The organism is Microcoleus sp. B5-D4 (assembly GCF_036705145.1).
In the GTDB taxonomy this organism is placed as follows: Bacteria; Cyanobacteriota; Cyanobacteriia; order Cyanobacteriales; family Microcoleaceae; genus Microcoleus.
Genome location: NZ_JAUBTV010000028.1, coordinates 1 through 19,010, shown reverse-complemented (window position 1 = coordinate 19,010; position 19,010 = coordinate 1). Strand labels below are relative to the sequence as shown.

The 19,010-nt window shown below is 42.8% G+C and carries 17 protein-coding genes and 3 pseudogenes; 12 read left to right on the top strand and 8 right to left on the bottom strand.

What is annotated here, in order from left to right; all coding sequences use genetic code 11:
• The first annotated feature begins 252 nt into the window (after positions 1–252).
• The 5 genes from QUB10_RS15215 (at position 253) to QUB10_RS15195 (ending at position 5,439) form a co-directional block, all read left to right on the top strand.
• Positions 253–1,893, top strand: coding sequence for a hypothetical protein (locus QUB10_RS15215; protein WP_333203328.1), 1,641 nt, complete (start codon positions 253–255; stop codon positions 1,891–1,893).
• The gene (locus QUB10_RS15210; RefSeq protein WP_333083893.1) at positions 1,886–2,398 is read left to right on the top strand and encodes a hypothetical protein; all 513 of its coding nucleotides are present in this window, start codon (positions 1,886–1,888) and stop codon (positions 2,396–2,398) included. The genes QUB10_RS15215 and QUB10_RS15210 overlap by 8 nt, the downstream gene beginning before the upstream one ends.
• A 49-nt stretch (positions 2,399–2,447) precedes the next feature.
• Positions 2,448–3,245, top strand: a complete 798-nt coding sequence (locus QUB10_RS15205; protein ID WP_333083892.1) for a mobilization protein MobD-like protein — start codon at positions 2,448–2,450, stop codon at positions 3,243–3,245.
• Positions 3,246–3,836: 591 nt separating this feature from the next.
• Positions 3,837–4,958 carry a DUF6753 family protein gene (locus QUB10_RS15200; protein ID WP_333203325.1) on the top strand — a complete coding sequence of 374 codons (1,122 nt, stop codon included), beginning with the start codon at positions 3,837–3,839 and terminating at the stop codon, positions 4,956–4,958.
• Positions 4,959–5,016: 58 nt separating this feature from the next.
• Positions 5,017–5,439 (top strand): hypothetical protein, encoded by a 423-nt coding sequence (locus QUB10_RS15195; protein WP_333083890.1) that lies wholly within the window; start codon positions 5,017–5,019, stop codon positions 5,437–5,439.
• Here QUB10_RS15195 and QUB10_RS15190 read toward each other — a convergent pair.
• Positions 5,381–6,610: a hypothetical protein gene (locus QUB10_RS15190; protein WP_333203323.1), complete on the bottom strand. Its 1,230-nt coding sequence runs from the start codon at positions 6,608–6,610 to the stop codon at positions 5,381–5,383. The genes QUB10_RS15195 and QUB10_RS15190 overlap by 59 nt on opposite strands.
• A gap of 178 nt (positions 6,611–6,788) precedes the next feature.
• Here QUB10_RS15190 and QUB10_RS15185 point away from each other — a divergent pair, with 178 nt between their 5' ends.
• Positions 6,789–7,022, top strand: a complete 234-nt coding sequence (locus tag QUB10_RS15185) for a hypothetical protein (protein WP_194012320.1) — start codon at positions 6,789–6,791, stop codon at positions 7,020–7,022.
• A gap of 152 nt (positions 7,023–7,174) precedes the next feature.
• Positions 7,175–7,795, top strand: coding sequence for a Uma2 family endonuclease (locus tag QUB10_RS15180; RefSeq protein WP_333118511.1), 621 nt, complete (start codon positions 7,175–7,177; stop codon positions 7,793–7,795).
• Between the two features lie 250 nt (positions 7,796–8,045).
• On the opposite strand, the gene QUB10_RS15175 is transcribed toward QUB10_RS15180, so the two are convergent.
• The 3 genes from QUB10_RS15175 to QUB10_RS15165 all read right to left on the bottom strand — a co-directional run bounded on the left by QUB10_RS15175 (position 8,046) and on the right by QUB10_RS15165 (position 10,128).
• On the bottom strand, positions 8,046–8,567 hold the full coding sequence (locus QUB10_RS15175; protein ID WP_333203320.1) for a hypothetical protein: 522 nt from the start codon (positions 8,565–8,567) through the stop codon (positions 8,046–8,048).
• A 185-nt stretch (positions 8,568–8,752) separates the two neighbouring features.
• On the bottom strand, positions 8,753–9,112 hold the full coding sequence (locus QUB10_RS15170) for a hypothetical protein (protein ID WP_015179737.1): 360 nt from the start codon (positions 9,110–9,112) through the stop codon (positions 8,753–8,755).
• Positions 9,113–9,396: 284 nt separating this feature from the next.
• On the bottom strand, positions 9,397–10,128 hold the full coding sequence (locus tag QUB10_RS15165) for a hypothetical protein (protein ID WP_333203319.1): 732 nt from the start codon (positions 10,126–10,128) through the stop codon (positions 9,397–9,399).
• A 161-nt stretch (positions 10,129–10,289) separates the two neighbouring features.
• Between QUB10_RS15165 and QUB10_RS15160 the strand changes: the two genes are divergently transcribed.
• Together QUB10_RS15160 and QUB10_RS15155 are read left to right on the top strand one after the other, a co-directional pair.
• Entirely contained in the window at positions 10,290–11,963 is a 1,674-nt protein-coding gene (locus QUB10_RS15160) for an AAA family ATPase (protein ID WP_333203317.1), read from the top strand.
• Positions 11,964–12,309: 346 nt separating this feature from the next.
• Positions 12,310–13,388: pseudogene (locus QUB10_RS15155) on the top strand (ISKra4 family transposase).
• Between the two features lie 37 nt (positions 13,389–13,425).
• Here the strand turns inward: QUB10_RS15155 and QUB10_RS34245 are convergent.
• Positions 13,426–13,602: pseudogene (locus QUB10_RS34245) on the bottom strand (helix-turn-helix domain-containing protein); the annotation flags it as partial.
• A 147-nt stretch (positions 13,603–13,749) separates the two neighbouring features.
• On the opposite strand from QUB10_RS34245, the pseudogene QUB10_RS15145 reads away from it, so the two are divergent.
• A pseudogene (locus QUB10_RS15145) lies at positions 13,750–14,471 on the top strand (IS1 family transposase).
• A gap of 229 nt (positions 14,472–14,700) precedes the next feature.
• On the opposite strand, the gene QUB10_RS15140 reads toward QUB10_RS15145, so the two are convergent.
• On the bottom strand, positions 14,701–14,886 hold the full coding sequence (locus tag QUB10_RS15140) for a hypothetical protein (protein ID WP_333203315.1): 186 nt from the start codon (positions 14,884–14,886) through the stop codon (positions 14,701–14,703).
• Positions 14,887–15,056: 170 nt separating this feature from the next.
• Here QUB10_RS15140 and QUB10_RS15135 point away from each other — a divergent pair, with 170 nt between their 5' ends.
• Positions 15,057–15,362 (top strand): Dabb family protein, encoded by a 306-nt coding sequence (locus QUB10_RS15135; protein WP_333203313.1) that lies wholly within the window; start codon positions 15,057–15,059, stop codon positions 15,360–15,362.
• A 253-nt stretch (positions 15,363–15,615) separates the two neighbouring features.
• On the opposite strand, the gene QUB10_RS15130 is transcribed toward QUB10_RS15135, so the two are convergent.
• Together QUB10_RS15130 and QUB10_RS15125 are read right to left on the bottom strand one after the other, a co-directional pair.
• Complete coding sequence (locus QUB10_RS15130) at positions 15,616–16,455, bottom strand: hypothetical protein (protein ID WP_333203311.1); 840 nt, start codon at positions 16,453–16,455, stop codon at positions 15,616–15,618.
• A gap of 238 nt (positions 16,456–16,693) precedes the next feature.
• Positions 16,694–16,828: a BBE domain-containing protein gene (locus QUB10_RS15125; protein ID WP_333203309.1), complete on the bottom strand. Its 135-nt coding sequence runs from the start codon at positions 16,826–16,828 to the stop codon at positions 16,694–16,696.
• A gap of 878 nt (positions 16,829–17,706) precedes the next feature.
• On the opposite strand from QUB10_RS15125, the gene QUB10_RS15120 reads away from it, so the two are divergent.
• The gene (locus tag QUB10_RS15120; RefSeq protein ID WP_445300812.1) at positions 17,707–18,945 is read left to right on the top strand and encodes an IS4 family transposase; all 1,239 of its coding nucleotides are present in this window, start codon (positions 17,707–17,709) and stop codon (positions 18,943–18,945) included.
• Positions 18,946–19,010: the final 65 nt, after the last annotated feature.

The window sequence follows — 19,010 nt, the reverse complement described above, 5'->3', positions numbered from 1 at the left end:
GGAACTCAAACACTTTATTGAAGATACTTTGGGCGTACCTGCTCGGTATGTCACTCACAATACCTACACCGTTTCTCACAACTCTAAAGCTCTTTCCCTGATAATCCACCCAAGATTTTTTCCTTGAAAGGCAGTCTGTCCCCGCCATTTGGAGGGGGCTATTTTAATTATCCAAAACCACCGGATTTGGTGAGGTCAGACTTAAACTGAAGCCAATACTATTATTTTATAACGTAATAAAAGCCAGCATTTATGAAGAAAAAACCATCAATACCAGATGCGATTCTGGCTATAGATTTTGGCGGCTTATCTACTAGAGTTTTCTGCCAAAGCTCGCAAGCAGGCAGTAAAGCGAACTCCTTTGTAATGGAATCGCAGGTGGGGCCAGTGAGCCAAGACATAGCCAATTGTTTCACACAACCCAACCTCGCATCAGCATCTCCCGAAAATATTGCTTGGGTGGCAATTGGTAATGAATGCCGAGCCGTTGGCTACCTGGCAGCAGCGCAATTCAATGCTCACATCGGTTTGGCGGGACTGAAGTACAGTAGCGCTTTGTACAAAGCTCTAGCAGCTTTGTGGGTAGTGTCGCGGAAGTTAGATTTAGGCAATCAATTTAGCGCTGCGATCTCCGTTTTCTTGCCCCCAGGCGAATTTAATGACTCCAAGCAATTTTTTGAGCTATTAAGTCAATACTCTGCTTCATTTGAGACACCCACCGGCAAGCTCTCCGTCACACTGGACAAAACCCAAGCTTTGCAAGAAGGCGGCGGCATTGCTTTGATCCACAACAGTAATTTAGGTTCAGCCTTCAAGCAGCGGGTAACTGCCTTTGTGATGGTGGGATTTCGCAATGCTTCGGTAATAGTTTCGGCACGCGGTGCTGTCGGTAAGGGCAAAACTTCAGACTTAGGAATGGTAAGGTTGGTGGATCTAGTTCAAGAGCGAACCTCTAACTACGATGCTTCCCGTTTAGCTTTATCAATCGCTCAAGCGGGCGTAAGCTACAACCGCCCTTACTTTTACCGAATTGCTCGGAATCGAGAGGAGACAGCGAAAGATCGAGAAGTTGACCAATTGATTGAAGCAGTCAAGCTGTCTCGCTTCGACTACGCTCGAATGCTATCTCATTGGATTAATGAAGTGCTGCCGCCCGATTTAGATGAAATTGTATTTTGCGGGGGGACTTCTGAATATATGAAGCCAGAACTGCGAAATCAGTTTTCCCATTATTCGCTGTCTTGGCACGCAGGTATAACAGTGCCAAAAACGCTCGATCCTGATGGTTTAGGTTGCCGCATAGCTGATGTTTACGGACTATTTTCTTACTTCAAATCTCAGTTTGAGGTACTGAGGCAAAGCTCTGTTGCGGCAACTTCTCAGAGGGCAGAAGATACAACTTCCAGTTCAGGAGATGCTCTAGTCCCTACGACTGATATACAGAGTGTAAAAGAATGTGCTGAACAATCTACAAAGCCAAAATCTGAACAACCTACTCACCCAAAATCCGAGCAACCTACTCACCTAAAATCCGAGCAACCTACTCAATTAAAATTTGAGCAATTTACTCACGCTAAATCCGAGCAATCTACTGAACAAAAATTTGAGGAATCTACTGAACAAAAGACTGAAGATATTACTGAACAAAAATTTGAGGAACCCACTGAACAAAAGACTGAAGATATTACTGAACAAAACACTGAAAACTGCGCTCAACAAAAGGCTGATTCAAGTATCAAACATAGCTGCTTAGATGATTCTAATAAATTGAGTGATGAGTCGTCGTCGAATACAAAACCTTCATTAGAGGAATCAGAAGCAAACTTAGATGCAGCTCTCTTATTGGGAGGGCCCTACCGAGGTGCTGGAAAAAAGGTGAGGAATTATGCCTAGAAAACGCTACAAGGAATTTTGCTGGCGCTGTCAAGTTTTGCCAGATTCCGAAGACGCTATCTTGCTATCTTACCTGCAAAATCATCCTTTTTTTAGTTTCAAGGAAACGATTTTACCTCTAATCAAAGCGCGGTGGCTGTTAGCATCTTTACGCAATAGCGGTAGTCATTCTACTACAGACTTAGAGTATTTGAGGCGAGAAAGCATTAATTTTTTGCTCAGGCAGATAGATGAAGTTTGCCGAGATGCGGGATTTAACTGTACCGAGTTAGGAGTAATTGCCCCTGGTATTTCTTCGGGTTTAATTCCTTTAGCTACTTTCCCTCACTTATCGAATTCAAGTGCATCTATTGCTGCAGAATTAACTGCCCCTGAGAGTTCAAAGTCAGCAAGTTTGCCCGAAGAAAAAGAACCAGAGGACTTTTCGGGAGAAGTTGAGTTTGAAAACAGCGCATTTAACTTAGCTGGTTTCGATCCAGCAATGGTCGGGCCTAGCTTTAGTTAAAAATTATTAAGTCTTGAATAGATATCGACATCCAGCAAGGAGGAATGAAATGACTAACATGATTCACTTGGTTGACGGCGAGAAAGGTGGCGTTGGCAAGTCGATGCTAACTCGGATTCTGGTTGAATTCAATCAGAAGTATGAACTGCTGTACACGTTAATTGATGGCGATTTTCAAAATCCTGATGTGCAGCAGCGCTATCCTGAACACAATGCAAAAATCGTAGCTTTAGTTGAAGATGAAGAGAAGTTTTTCGATATCGATATTATTTTTGAAACAGCAGTAGAAACTCCTGTGATTGTCAATTTACCAGCTCGGGTTTACAGCATTATCAACAAATGGATTGACGAAGCTAATTTAACATCTCCTGATTTTAAAGAGCAGTCAGGAGTTGATGTATGCAAGTGGTTTATTTGCGGGGGCACGACGGACAGCATTGAAATGTTTATTGACTCTTTCAACTACTTTGAAGGTCAGCTCAATCACATTTTTGTCCGCAATTTTGGAGTTTGCAAAGATTGGTCGCACGTACAAAGCCATAAGGAAATGAACAAGCTCATTAATAATTACCGAATTCCTGTGGTAGATTTGCCGGCTCTGAGTGCAAGAGAGCGCAAGTTTATTGATACGAAGCGGTTGTCATTTTCTCAAGCAATGAAACACTCTGAATTCTTCTTGATTAGTCAGCAGCGATTGCATACTTTTCTGGAAGACTGTTTCCGTCTGATAGAAGATGTAGGCTTGTTTAACAACGCGCCTAATCGCAATAAAAAAGAAGTCATTGTGCCCTATGAACGAAAAAAAAATGAGGAAATGCCAATAGAAAATGAGCCCCAAAATGAGTAACAAAATAAGCAACAGGTTGTAAAATCTCAGGAGGCTGTAATTTGTAAAAAAGGTATCGTAAGCTTTTAAGAATCTAAATTAAGGCTTACGCACAGACTCTACTGATAGGGTGTGCCGAAACCAGCCCGCTGGCTGAGTGCAATCAACGCAGTTGTGTTATCCCAGGCGTTGGTTCTTAGCAATAAACGTTGCTTATTGCGTTTAAATTCTGAAAATAAGAAGATTGATCGATCGCCCGCTAAGAGATTTCGAGGGTTTCAAGAACTTCTTCACCACTGGGCCAGCGGGCTGGGTGTGCCGAAACGCATCTTACTACTACAGGTAGTGTCTAAACCGATAATTTACGTCCAGGAATGTAAATTTTACAGTCGATGTGTAATGAACTCGTTATGGGAGGGAAAAAATGTGAATTCAGACTATAAGACAATACGCTTGGGTTAGCGCTTTCAGACGAATTTCATTTCAATATTTTTTGGAAGATAGAGACTTGTGAAAGGAAGTCAGATTGTTGTTATCCCAAGCCTATTAGACTAGAGAATGCGCGATGCAGAACAGCATAAAGATTTGGATTTTAATTAGCTAGGAGGTTAAATGTCCGAGCGACTTTTAGAAGAACTTTCCGAAGTTGACTCTCAAGAGTTGGGCGAGATATTGGAAACGCCAAGGGAACAGGGCAGACTTAATAATACCAAAAATAATTCCATACAATCCGCTGAAAATTCGCAAAATTTGCCCGATTCTCCAGATACATTCCCAGAAGATGCAGTAGAAGAAAAGTTGAAATCAGATGGGAGTAAGCTAAATGAAGAGGAGTTTTGGGAACTCATAGACGATGATTCGAGGGAAAGAGAAGCTCTGAACAGACATCCTTTATCTGCCCCTCCCATGTACGAGAGAGATACTGAGTCACTAATCAGCCAGGTACTCAAGAGCAAAGACTCCAAATTTCGCTCTCACGTCATTCAGACGGCTTACCGATACGGTCTCAATAAAAATGACCCACTTTTTATCGTATTGCTGGCGACAGGTCAACTCGAACTACTGTTAGAAAAAAAACCGCAAGAGATTGACCAGTTTTTCAAGAATTGGCAATCTAAATGGCAAGGTGATTTGAAAGATTCTCAAGCTGTCATCTCTCAAGAATTGGAACAAGTTCGCCAGCTTACTGAAAATTGGGAAAAAGAAAGCAGAGAGTTTTTAGAACGGCAGGGAAAAGCGGCTGTTAAGGTGCAACATCGCCACATTTCCAACTCAGTTTACACTCTAGTGCGACAAGCAGCTTTAGAGAAAGTTGCTCACGATATTTGGTCGGTGATTTTTGGGAGCGGGGTGGTTTTAGGGGCAATGGCGATCGGCGCGTTTATCGGGTTAGCGCTACCCCGGTTTATTCCAGCGCCAGAACTCGACCCAAAAGGGCCGCGTCAGCTCACTTTAGAACAAGCCGTAGCGCTCGAATGGGGGCTGAGCAAAGAGGGTCAGTTTGCTCGCAAGAACGCGGATACAATTCAGTGGGCTACAAGCAATGAAGGGAAATATGCTCGCCAACTTATGAGCTGGAATCAAGCTTTGTTGAGCGAGAAAGGTGGCAAAAAACTGTGTGAAACTGAGATAAATCGATTGGGGGTGACGCTGACAGTAGAGGGGAAACCTGCACAAAAAGGATTTTGTACTTTGTGGATTCGCTCCCCTCAAGAACGAGAGTTTGTTCCTTGATGGCCAATAGTAAAGTCGCGAAAGGGATGTAAATAAGTTAGCTTAACAGGAGAAATCTATGATTGCCAATTTGAACAATCAGCCGTTACCTGACCAAAATCAGAAGCAAGTGCAGTCGCAAATATCGGGTGTTTTAGTTGCACTAGACGACCCATTCGATAAGATGGTTTGGGATTACTGTTTGAGTCAAACATACCCAATATCGGAACAGATTAAGATTGTGCTGAGTGCTTTCTGGGGGCCGTTTGCTGCTAAAAATGCTAGCAAGTCTCCCGAGCGAGTGCGAGCGCTCGCTTGTTATTCACTGCGACAATTAGCAGCTCAACAAAAATTGATTGAATCTGTGTTTGAACTGTCAAGTGAATCAACTAAAATTTCCGAAGTTATTGCTGTTCTCAAAAGGGAAAATAGTTGTGAGGCACTCAATCAAGCTTGTGTCTGTTCTCCATGTGTTCTAAATACTGCAATTCGGTGGGAGTAAGAGCCGTTGCTCTTTCTAACAAGTTCAGAATTTCTACTTCAAACGGATCGAGATTTCCTAATTTGTGAAGTCGGTCAGTGCGATCGCAAATTTCTTGAAGTCCGGGTTGATTTTCGAGCGGTACAGCAGTAAGAGCCGAGTGTTTGAAGGTATGCAAATTCATGGCAAGAGTAGGGATGTGCCGCATCCACACGGTAGCCGTTTTCTCGCCCACTGACTGAATGCGCCCCAACCGACCGTTAACGTCCTGGCGATCGGGCGCGTACACTTCCACCAAGGAACCAATTTTGAGCGTCAGGTGGTGGGCGATCTTAGGTTCGCCTTCAGGTTTTACTTTTTTGTCGCGCCCCTGTAAAGTTTTGGCAACCTGAGCCGGATTGCTGCGAGTGTCGTTTGCCAAAGCGATGACCTGCTTCTTGGTCAGCCCAGCAGAGCGATTCAGTATTTTCCACTTCACTTCGTCCCCTCCAATAAAACTGAGAGCATCCACAGCTCGAGTAAATTGGGCATCCCGGTAAATCGTTCTGGGGGAAGCTTTGAACCGTTCTCCTAACTCTCGTGCTGTTTTGTCTGTCAAGCTGCCATTTTGACAGCTTGCTCCTTCTGGCATTGTTTTGTCTGTCAAGTGGTCATTTTGACAGCTTGCCTCATCTGGCATTGTTTTGTCTGTCAAGCTGCCATTTTGACAGCTTGCTCTATCTGGCGATATTTTGTCTGTCAAACTGTCATTTTGACAGTTTGCCGAACGCTTGCCCCCGTGAGATTCCTTGGTCAGCTCGTACCAGGTGCCGCGCAGGTAGCTAACGGATTCTGGCGTCAAGCTGCGCCGTCCCAGTTGGTTGGCGATCGTCCAGACCTTGACTGCATTCCGACTGTCAAAAGACATCTCTACAATTTTGTATGGTATGCCGTGCGCGGTACAGATGGCGAACCTGTTGTGGCCGTCGATGAGAAGCTTTTCCTTGGCCCAGACTACTAACGGATCGCGGCATCCTTCCTCCAGAATGCTCGCTTGCAGGGCGGCTTTTTCGTCTTTACTCAGGGGAGGAATGAGAGATTGAAATTCGGGGTCGATTCGCAGTTGTTTCGCAGCACAAGAGGTACACCCTCCAATACCCCCCGGCAAAACAATTAACGCTTGCTGCTCCCGATCGTCTGCTTCTGATTGCATTTGACGCATTCCTGGCGAGTTTGTTGAATGCAAGGCTCGCCCGCGCTCGACCGCAACCGGAGTAGGGGAGTCAGCGCGGGCAGGAATTTTCTTGAACTATTCAACACTAACATAGTTATCGTCGAGAAGCCTCCAGAAAATGCGAAAATAGTAAAAAAAAGGAAATGCTATCGACGCTATGTCACCCAGGAAAGGAATTCACCCCCATCCCAACTCACTAGCCAACCTCAACCGCTCTGGGGGACAACCCCGCTATGAAGAACCCAAGAAGCAAAGAAATATTCAGGTAACATCGGTAGGATGGGAAGGAATTCGCGCGATCGCCATTGAACGCGGATTGAGTCTCAACGAGTTGATAGAACAGATTGGCCGGGGTCTGATTCCCCTTGGCAATGGTGAAAAAAGTAACTAATCGCCAGATATGGAAAGGGAGGTTAGATAAAAAAAACTTTCTATCAACTCGTTACTAGAAGTTTTATTGATAGTAATGACGGGGTTTTTATCTGTAAAAACTTGTTAAAAATTACGGTTTTTTGCCGTATAAATGTATCAGGAAAAAATATAATGGTTCAATCACCTCCAAAACTTATAACTGTTGATGAATTTATTACTAACTACGGCGACAGCGATTGCTACGAACTGATTGATGGTGAATTAACCGAAATGGAACCAACAGGGCCGCACGAACAAGTATCCGGTTTTCTGGGACGAAAACTGAATGTAGAAATTGACCGCCTGGATCTACCCTACCTTATCCCCCCTCGCTGTCTCATCAAACTATTAGGAACAGCAACAGCCTTTCGCCCCGATGTGCTTGTATTAGACCAAATTCGACTAATTAATGAACCTTTATGGCACCAAGAACCTGTAATTACATCAGGTTCTTCTATTAAACTGATTGCTGAAGTTGTTAGTACCAACTGGCAGAACGATTACGCTCGCAAAGTTGAAGATTACGCCATACTAGGAGTGCCTGAGTATTGGATTGTTGACTATCTGGGCATTGGTGGCAGAGAATATATTGGCAAACCCAAACAACCGACAGTTACTATTTGTACGCTGCGAGAAGACGAGTATCAAAAACAGTTGTTTCAAAATGACGATCGGCTTATTTCCTCAATCTTTCCCGACTTGCAATTAACCGCACAAAAAATCTTCGCTGCCGGCAGATATGCTGCTATGTAGCTTATATCCAGGTAACGTCGGTAGGATGGAGGAAATTCGTGCGGTGTGATCGCCATTGAACTGGGATTGAGTCTCAACGAGTTGATAGAACAGATTGGCAGGGGTCTGATTCCCTTTGGCAATGGTGAAAAAAGTAACTAATCGCCAGATATGGAAAGAGAGGGTTCACTCAAAAAAACTTTCTATCAACTCGTTACCAGAAGTTTTTTTGAAAAAAAACACTAATTTAGTCGTTGATTCTCCGACCATTTTAACTAGCTTTCAAAATTTGCTCAATTAGGGAGACAACTTGCTGCGGTCGATGGTCAAAGTGCTTCTTGATTTGAAATTTTAACGAATTTGCTGGCACATATTTTTTGTTGAGTTTCAGGCGAATATGCTCACTTCGTGGGAGAGTGGAATTGAGCGCTCGAATAACGGTGCGGCATTGTCGAAGAGTCAGGCTATCGACTTGAATGAAAGGTAGATTTAATGTATCGGTATCGAGTTGAATATTAGAAGCAAATTCGGCTTTAAATTGTAGCGAAGAGGTGAGGCGCTGTTCTTCTGTGGGTTCTGGAGTTGCTGCACATTCGGCAACAGCAGGAAAGGAAGCAATTTCATTGAGAAGAGGCACAAAATCTGGGGCAAGTTCTGCTGAGAGTTTTTCAGAAGGATTCATCCGCTTCGATGCTAACAGCGTAGCGATATAGTGAACAATTAAGCCACCATAACCAAAAATTACCACTGTTTCAATTGTGAGGGTGAGAAAATGCTGAATATGTTCGTACATGATTATAATTTATTTGCAAGTGGAACATTTCTCAAACGCGCTCGCGTTTAATATCAAAACATTACTAAAGCCTTCTGAGAATGCGATCGCAAATATCGCAAAGGGAACTGGCGGGGTGGGTGGGCGGGCAAAACAAATCCTGCTTGGAGCAGGATTTTATCCCCTTTATCGGGGGTCGTCATTGATTATTTGACAAAATCATCAATCTCTTCATTATCGTCAGTTGCCTTTTTCTTATGAGAAGCTTTGACTGCCGATTCGATATAACGGAAGTGCAAGTCAATCACTGCTTGCTCAGATGAAAGCCAGTAAACGTTGCTCAAGATTTCTTCAAGCATCTCGTCAGCCGAGTAGCCTTCATATTGCTTGTTAAACCAAGTATTGAACGCTTCCCAGTCAAGAGCTTTACCTTTCTGCAACTGTCGTTGTTTGGCACGTCCCGTTAACTCGCGGGCAACGTGCAAAAACATCTCGAAGCGCTGTTCTTCAAGAGTTTCTGCAAATTGCTTTTGCATCGGAGTTGGAGCTGATTTGCGATTAGCCATGATTAACCCTCAAGCGTGTTTTTTCTTCACAACTAAAGCGACGACAGTTCGCTAATTACAATTAATTCAAAAAATTTAGTGGGTGGGTGAGTGGGTAAAATCCAATTCACAATCAAGGTCAAAATTTCCTTGATTGTGAATTTGTTGGGTATGCTTCCCAGAGCGTCCTGATTCGGACGGTGGCGACAATCATTACCCAGCATCGCGATTCGTGGAAAAGGCCTCGATAGAGGCAAAAAAATGCTCTGCTTTTTCAGCAGAGCTTTCTAATCAAACTTTAGCAATTATTCGTCGTCTTCCTCAAATTCTTCCTCTTCGTCTAAACTAAAATCATCCTCCTCATCGTCATCATCCTCCTCCTCATCCTCATCGCCTTCCTCGTCTTCGTCATCCTCATCAATTTCATCGAGTATGTCATCAATTTCATCATCTTCATCATCGAGTTCGTCGTCCTCATCGAGTTCTTCAGTATCTTCTTCTGAGGATTTAGCTAACTCGTTGCGACGCTTTAAGCTTTGAGCATTGAACTCCATTAAATCGGCAATGGCAGCTTGCGGGTTGTCAGCAATTGTATCGTAAAGTTGGCTCATCGCTAAGGCAACAACTTCGACACCATACTTGAGTTCCTCGGGCCGGCCAACTAGCTTGGGAAACACAGTATTGTTCCACTCTTGCCAGTCGAACTTTTTACCATTGCCATTACCGTTGCGCTTATTCAACTGAGCTTGAATATCCAATCCCAGTTTTTCGCGAATTGCGTGGCCAACCTTTGTCGAAATACGGCTATCGCGACGCTGAATTGTCACACCGTACTTCTTATGAATTGTATTGCGAATCTGTTTGACTAGTTCGCCAGCAAGTTGCTCCGGGCTGAGGTTAGATTGAGGTTTTGATTTTGCTCCATTGTTACTGGCGACTGTTTGACTGTTCTGCTTTTCAGACGGTTTAGATTTAGCAGGCACTGGTGACTGAGAGCGAATAGGAGTGGCTGCGGTTTGTTTTTTAGCTGTGACCATGATTGACAATTTAACTTGCTTAACATCAATTTATGAGTGCCGTTAGGCACAATTCCCCCCTCCAGTTGAGGGGCGTATTTCGCTCATTAGCAGGAAGTTAAATTTTAATTACCTTAGTTAAATTATTATATTAAACCTCGTCTATTTAGTTGTATCAACTCATGAACGTTTGCAATACTTGGTCTAAGTTAAGAGTCATTCAAACTCCCATAGTTGCCATTGAATATTACAGTGCCGATCGCCAAAAAATCTTGTCATCATTTCATCAGTACGCCAGTGAGTGTTGTTTACCTGTTTATTATTGGAATCCAGGCTATGCAACTCTTCAACAGGTGCGGTGTTTGGATAAACCTCTCCCGAATTTAGGTTGTCATTCAGATAGGACAAGCGTTTCAGATATTTCCCAGATGTATAATAGTGAATGCGTCTTATGCAAAACTGAGCTATCTGTCGAAAGTGATGTCCTGCAATTTCTGCTGGAAAATGACTGCCCCGGTATCTTTTTGTTAGAGGATATTTTGGAATCAGACAGTACCGAACAGCCTCTTGTCCGCCGTTATTCTCAATTGGCTAACGCATTCTTTGAGCTGAAAGGGCGTTGGGCCCACCAATATTGGGTACTGCTGGGCGAGTACATCCAATTGCCATCAAAGCTAAGTCCATTAATTCCTCTACTCAAATGTCCGTTACCCGATCGTTTTGAAGTCGAAGTTCTTGTAGATAATTTTTGCGATCGCAATTGTTCCCTTGATTTTGGCTCGGATGCGGTAGCTGCTAAAAAACGGCTGGCTGTTTCTAGTTTAGGGCTGCCAACTGCTGAAATTGAATTAGTGTTAGCTCGATCGCTCTCTATGACTGCTTCAGTTGTCCATATCGCAGAGTTGGTATTAGAGCATAAAATATCGCAACTTCGAGACCAGGGGTTGGAGTTCATTGCTTCTCCAGAGGTGCCTCATGCTGGCGGTTTAGATTTATTAGACGCTTATTTGAGCGAAGTCGTAAAGCTGTCAGAAGCTGATGCCAAGAAATATCACCTCAGACCTCCCAAAGGAATGCTGCTGTGGGGGCCGCCGGGGACTGGCAAAAGTTTGAGCGCAAAGCTAGCTGCTAAGAAGCTAGGTTATGCGCTTTTAGCAGCAAGTTGGGGCAATATTCTAGGTTCCTCTAATCCAGATCGCGCTCTCAACAAAATGCTGGATACAGCCGATAATTTGGGCGGCTGCGTGCTATTTTTTGACGATTTTGACAAGGGTTTTTCTGGCTGGGAATCAAATGCTGATGGCGGTGCAGCTAGGCGGCTGTCACAGAAATTGCTCACATGGATGCAGGAGCATGAAAGCCCCGTGTTAATGTTAGCTACTGTTAACCGTTTAGAAATGCTGCCGGCTGAACTTATTCGCAGATTTGACGACGGCGGAATCTGGTTTGTGGATTTGCCACACAGCGGCGCTCGCTATGAGATTTTCAATTTGCATTTGGCTAAGTATTTCCCAGAGCAATTTGGGGAAGGAAAAGAGAACCTTTGGAGCGACAGGCAGTGGTATTCGCTACTATCTGATTATGCGGGAGCAACGAGTGCTGAGATTGCGATCGCAGTTAAACGCTGTGCCCAGCGAGCTTATTGTGAAGGGCGACCTGGTAAAATTGAATTGGCCGATCTGCGTTATCAGAGAACTCAGTTTGTGCTGTCGTCTGAGCGTTCTTCTGAAGATATCCAGGGGATTCGCAACAAAGCGTCCTTTGCTCGGCCTGCTTCTGGGAGGGATGGGTCTAAATTTGCGGCGGCAGAGCAAGAATTATTCGAGTATCGACCACCTGCTTACGAGAAAACTTGAGTGTACGATCGACAGCAATAGCAGGGTTTTATTGGGACCGAAAATCAATTCCAAGATTTCGGCCGCATTAGATGGTGCGGTGCAAACAAGAGAAGTATTCGCATCTTACTCTTATTACTTCGGACGCATTTATCTCGCTATTGCTTAAAACCATTGTGGGATACAATACATCGGTGTGATATAGCTATCAATTCCCTTCAATCTCCTTCGACTTCCACAACCAACTGATAGGGAGCGTGTCACTTGTGCGATGAGTATTTATACCCACAAAGACCAGAATCACGGTTTTAGCTATCATCAGTAAAATAGGCGATAATTATTATGTCTTCCCACTTGAGATAGAATCCTGACACCCGAACAACAACAGGCAATTAAAACACATGTAGATGCTCTTTCTGCCATCCTGTATGCTGATTGTAATCCTGAATCCTTGCAGACATTAGAAGATATTGAACTCGCAGTCAGAGAGCAAGTTTTGACTCATGTCACACCGCATATCGGATTTTTTTTATCTCAGAAGCTAGCGGTACAAAAGCAGGAAGAATAAAGACATTAAAAAGTACCCTAGGTAATTTAAGTATCACCCAGAAGCAAGCAGATAAACTAGGCTGCGGTAGTGCTAGTAGGTTGAGTCCACATTTAGAAAACTGTTGCTTAAGACTGAGTGCCAATGTTGCTTATAAGCATGCCGCCCAAGATATTAAGTATCTAACGGGAGTGACTGTTCCGGCTAAAACACAACAAAGATTAGTACATTATCAAGACTTCAGCGAACCGATATCAACCGAAGATATTTCGGAGCTAAGTGCAGATGGTGGAAAAGTACGACGCTCGGGCACCTCAAGGAGAAAAGTCTGAATGGAAAGACTATAAAGCAATTGTGTCGGAAGCTGGTATATTGGCTAGTTTCAATCAAAATGATATCATCATTAATTGGGCAAATAAACAACCCCTAGCAAAACCTGTAACTTGTCAGACGGTGATGGACATGATGGAGTGTGGAATATATTTAAGGAAATCAGTTGTGAACAGGAGAGAAGAGAAATTCTCGATTGGTATCATCTCACTGAAAATCTTCAGAAAGTAGGCGGTTCAATTAAGCGACTCAAGCAAGCAGAAGCATACTTGTGGACAGGGAATGTAGAGAGTGCCATCGCTCTATTTACAAAGCTCAAGAAAAAATCAGCAGGGAATTTTTGCAAATATTTAGAAAAGCACAAAGAAAGGATTATTAACTATGAAGTTTGCTCAAGGGATGGCATCTGTTCAATTGGTTCAGGAGCGGTAGAATCAGGGATTAAGCAAATAGGCAGACGAATTAAAATATCAGGAGCGAGTTGGAAATCAGAACATGTGGGACAAGTATTAGCTCATCGTTGTGCTTACTTAAACGGCTTAATTGGTAATCAGGTAAAACCTGCATGAGTATAATTACTCACTGCAAAAGGGATATGCTCCCAACCTCTCTCACTGTTTGTGGAGTCCAATTAAAATGAGCAGCTATTTTTTCCACGTACCAGCCATGTGCATTTAATCTAATTACTTCTGCTCGATCTTTGACTTTTTGTGGAACATCCGTAGTTCTCAGTTTGGTAGTAATAAATATGTAGTGAAGTTTAATTACAGTAATTGAATACATAGGATTATTTTATAAATAACACAATCAAAATTTTTGATTTTAATATTTCTTTACGCGCTCGAATGTAGATTTAGTTACACTTATGGTATCATAAGTAACTATTGCGGGAATCCTTGATATCTGCCAACATTAGTTTAGTCATGTAATATGCTATTTTTACGACCAGACTGCCCTGATTGTGGCTCAAATCACATAGTTAAAAATGGTAAAATTCATAATAAAAAACCAAAATACAAATGTCAAAGTTGCGGTCGCCAATTTGTCGAAAATCCGACCAACAAACTAATTAGCTCACCAACAAAAGATTTAATAGATCGACTTCTTTTGGAGAAGATTTCTTTGGCTGGTATAGCTAGAAGCACAAGTGTTTCTCAAAAATGGTTACAGGATTACATAAATAATAAATATGCCTCAATCGAACGCACAGTAAAGGTTAAACCTAAAAAAAAGTCAGATTGAATGTTGAAGGTGATGAACTGTGGTCATTTGTAGATTGCAAAGAAAATAAGCAATGGGTGTGGTTAGCAATGGATAGAGAAACCAGAGAAATTATTGGTGTTTATATTGGCGCTCGTAGCGAAAAATGAGCAAAACAATTATGGAATTCTCTACCTCCTGTATATCGACAATGTGCTGTTTGCTATACAGATTTTTGGCAGGCTTATGCTTGTATTTTTCCAAGCAAACGCCATCAGCCAGTTGGTAAAGACAGTGGAAAAACTAATCACATTGAAAGATTTAATAATACTTTGCGCCAACGTGTTTCTCGTCTCGTAAGAAAGACTCTTTCATTTTCTAAAAAGTTAGAAAACCATATTGGTGCTATTTGGTATTTTATTCATCATTACAACTATGTTTTGAGCCAATGAATATCTAATCACTACATATTTATCACTACCCCGTTTTGAATTCGGGTAATTGCACTCGTTGCGCCATAGGACAAAAACGCGCCCGGTATACTTGGAGATGGAATACTTGCTCCTGTTCCCCCTCGTCCTGCTTCAGTCACATACATTGCCCCATCGGGACCGAAGCTCAACTTGCGGGGACTATCCAGACCGGATGCTAGCACCTCTATTTGCGATATCTATGGCGTTTTTACTGGTTTAGACATGATGTTGCTCCTTTGAATTTACGATGTTCTATGGTGACGGATTTCCCACTCTTACTTTCACCCCGCATTGTCCACTTCACTGCTGCTTCGCCAACGGGAAACCAATTCCCGCAACCTAGAATGTAGATTGTTTCTCGCAAACGAGCGGACGAGGAGTGAGTGGTATTCATCGATCATCTCTTTGTTTACTAGCATTTTCGGTTTTGCGTCAGACAACGATGATAATCTCTTAGTTGACTAGCATTTTCGGTTTTGCATCAGACAACGATCGGTTTGGGCATTGCGAGGAATCAATGACTAAACTTTGGCACACACTAAGCAAACGCTAGGTACATATACTATGTCTCAAGTACATCACATGGTTCTCCTAAGATTCAAACCAGAAGTGAGCGACACTGCGATCGCTGAGGTTCTGCAAAAAGTGGAAGGATTAAAACAATCTATTCCTGGAATTGATTACTGTTCTAGTGGTGCTTATTCCAGTCCCGAAGGGTTTAATAAAGGCTTCACACACGGTTTTCTCACCACCTTTGCCAATCCAGAAGCGCGAGATCGCTATTTACCCCATCCTGACCACGAAAACGTTAAAAATGCTTTGTTTGCCATCATTGAAGACGCGGTTGCATTTGATTTTATCGCTGACTGAAACTGACCTTACGCTATTCTGAGCTGACCGTTAGACGCTGACAGTTCCCCATCTACTGGCAGGTTTACGCACGTTACGAAGCTGGCATCTTCGCTAGGGAAAGCCGTTTCAAGTAACTTATGAATTGAGGGGTAAATTGTAGTTCAAAAACTAAAAAAAACATAAAATATCGAGAATATTAGCCTTGAGAACCCAACAAAGGATATTAAATGGGTTAGAGATTTAATGTTGATGTATTGCATTTTTGAGGAGTTTACCCATTTGGTTGCAACCAGCCTTTGATGACAGCTTTCACAACTTTAAGGCGCTTATCCTCTAGAACAAATTCATCAATCACTGCTTCAGTACCTGCTCGAAAGGCAGCGCTCATACGTTGTTTAATATCTGGTTTAACAGCATCATTGACATAAGAAATTTGCTCATACTCTGTTGCCGTAGGATTGGTTTCTTCAAGTCGTTTTAGACGGTACTGAATCTCACTAGCCGCTTCAGCTAGAGTTGCAATGTCAGAAAGGAACTCCAAACACGGTTCAATGCTGTCTACCTGTAACCTACCAGGTTGATGAAGTGCCAAAACATCTTGTTTGACTTCAAGCTCGATTTTATCTGACTGTAAAAAATACTGCATCATCGTCTCATTGAGGAAGCCACCTGCAAATTTTGGGTCTGTGGTCTGGATAACGAATTTCTGATCAAATTCTTTGGATTGAGACCCCACTGGATTACGATGCAATCCAATCATGTGCAATAGTCCCGCACGTCGAATCGATAAGGACGGCAAAGTGCTACGCGCATGCATCAGAACTACACTGCGATAGTGTACTTGAGCCTGTGATCCTATACCGTTATGACTAAGCACTGCGTAGCGAAACGTAAAAGCTTTGCTGATATAGTTGCGCCATTGTCCCTCAAATACATCAAACGCATATCGACCAATCCCTAGTTTCAACGGTGCTAGGAACTGGTAGTCGCGCCACAGCTTGCGAACATGGCGATCATCACGATACGTCCACCCAGGATGTTCTGCGGCCCAGTTCTGATACGCTTGACGCCGTTCTTGCTCTCGATAACCAAACCACCGAAAGAATCCCATTCTTAAAACCCTCTGTGATGTTCGCCAATATGATGCAAGTCTAACAAAGCTCTGATTCACCATCATCAAATGGTCGTGCTGACACATTTTTACAAAACTACAATGTTTGGACTCAAAAAGAGATCCCAAATGGGTTATATAAGCAGTCATCCGTCCATTGTTTCTCCTCGTGGATCTCCCCGATCGATTGTTTGTGCAAATCCGATCGCGATTGCCGCCCCATAAAAGCAAAGCCAGCTCAGGGTTTAATGTTCTGGTTGAGATGGAAAATGTTATCGGGATCGTACCGCTTCTTGATCTGTACCAAGCGATCGTAGTTAGCTCCGTAAACCGCTGCAACGCGATCGCCTTCGTCTTCGGTCATGAAATTCACATAGGAACCAGCATTAGCTTTTCAATTGGCTCGCTCAACAGTGTTGTCATGATATTTCTCCTTTTGCTGCGTTGTTGTGGGCATGGTTAGATATTCAAGACTTGTGAGAAATCTGGGTTTTGACCATCAATTCATCTGCTCCTGTTGGTGCCAACCAGGGTGTTCTCCCAGACGTGCGCGAACTTGAAAAACATTTTTCAGCGAGTTTGAAGCAGTGTTCCTAACAATCTCATATTTATGTTCTCACAAGTCGAGGACAAGCAAGCAGTTTGCTTTTTATCGTTCGATCGCTACCCGCGGAGCATTAGAAAATGTACGTAAATTTAATCGATTTATTTCGAGTTAAACCCGCCACCCCGTGCGATGCCGATGCAACCGGACATAATATTATGCGTTTTCTCCTTTAAATAATTGTGGCTTGTAGAACAGGATGTAAGTACAGTTTTTATTCAACAATTATTCTCCAGTTTACTCGCGAGCCAATTTAACGATCGGCAACAACATTTAATATATTTAATTATACCGAGTCTAAGTTAAATCTATCTAAAGTTATAAATTAAGTTTTATCGTAAAATTTACAAAAATGTGCGAATTTACAATCGTATCAATAAATCAATTAGATAACTTCGTAACTTGTTCGGGCGAAGGGTTGGAAGTTGTTCGGAAAGTTGGTTTATTCCTACGATCGCTCTGGTGACTGTTCGCCTTTAAACTGTTAGATTTCATCTCAATAAATCTCAAACTGTATCAACACTATGAAGACTCATGCAGCATAGCTATCTTAGGAGCAATGGCACTGAAAAAGTGAGCCAAAAAAAATCTGTAAGGCAAGATATACATAGATAATTGCCTTACAAACCAAAATATCTCTCTCCATTATGCCAAATCGTGCGTGCATTCTCAAACAACAATTTTTGCAGAGCGTTGCCTCACCTTGGGAAAAGCTGCTGCCAGATTCCTTAGTAGGTGAGCTTCTAGCGAATGAGAAGATCAGGTACTACCAAAGCATATACACACCCATAGTCACCCTGTGGGCGATGATATCCCAGGTACTCGACCCCGACAAAAGTTTGAGTCAAGCCGTGAAGCGGATGAGTACGTGGTTGAGTGCGGCCGGAGTCAAGTCTCCTTCTTCAGACACAGGGGCATACAGTAAAGCTCGTAAGCGACTACCCGAAAGACTTGTCCAACAGTTAGTACCCATAGTGGCAGAGGCACTAGAAAAGCAAGTTCCCATAGAACAACAATGGTGTGGACGACGGGTGCGGGTATTAGACGGCACAACTGTGTTGATGAGTGATACTGCTGCCAATCAAGCTGAGTATCCGCAACACAGCAATCAAAAAACTGGGTGTGGATTTCCCATCGCTAAAATAGTGGTACTCTTTTCATTACTAACTGGGGCTGTGGTATCCGCTGGCATAGCTTCTTTGGCGACGAGTGAGATTGTGATGAGCCGTTTGATTTATGCAAATTTAGTCTCCGACGATGTGATATTGGCAGATCAAGCTTATGGTAATTATGTCGATTTAGTTTTAGTAAAACAGCAAGGAGCAGATGCTGTTTTCCGTAAGAATCATCTCCGTAAAAGTGACTTTAGACGGGGAAAAAAGTTGGGAATTGGCGATCACAAAGTCGTCTGGAATAAGCCCCAACAGTGTCCCAACCACATGACTTATGAGGAATTCGAGGCCTTGCCGTCTAGTTTCATCGTTCGGGAAGTATGCTTACGAATTAAGCGCCGCGGCTTCAGAGCTGAGCGGATCATTATAGTGACAACATTAGTGGATGCCAAACGCTACACTGTTGAAAAATTGACTTCTTTATATGGGTTTCGTTGGTCGGCAGCAGAAGTCAATTTACGCTATCTCAAAACAACGTTAAAAATGGAGATATTAACAGCTAAAACTCCGGTGATGGTGAGAAAAGAAATTTGGACACACTTATTAGCTTACACTTTATTGCGTACTATTATGTGGCAGGCTGTATCTTCGTCAAAAAATACAGTTTTTGAACTCTCATTCCAATCAACTAGGCAGCAGTTTAATCTGTTATTGACGCTGTTGGCAACTACAGGAAAACGCCAACAGCGACAATGGCGTCAATTAAGTAGTTAAACAAAATTAATTACATAAATAACTAATATGATATAATAAGAATATTAAGTATATTTAAAGAGGTT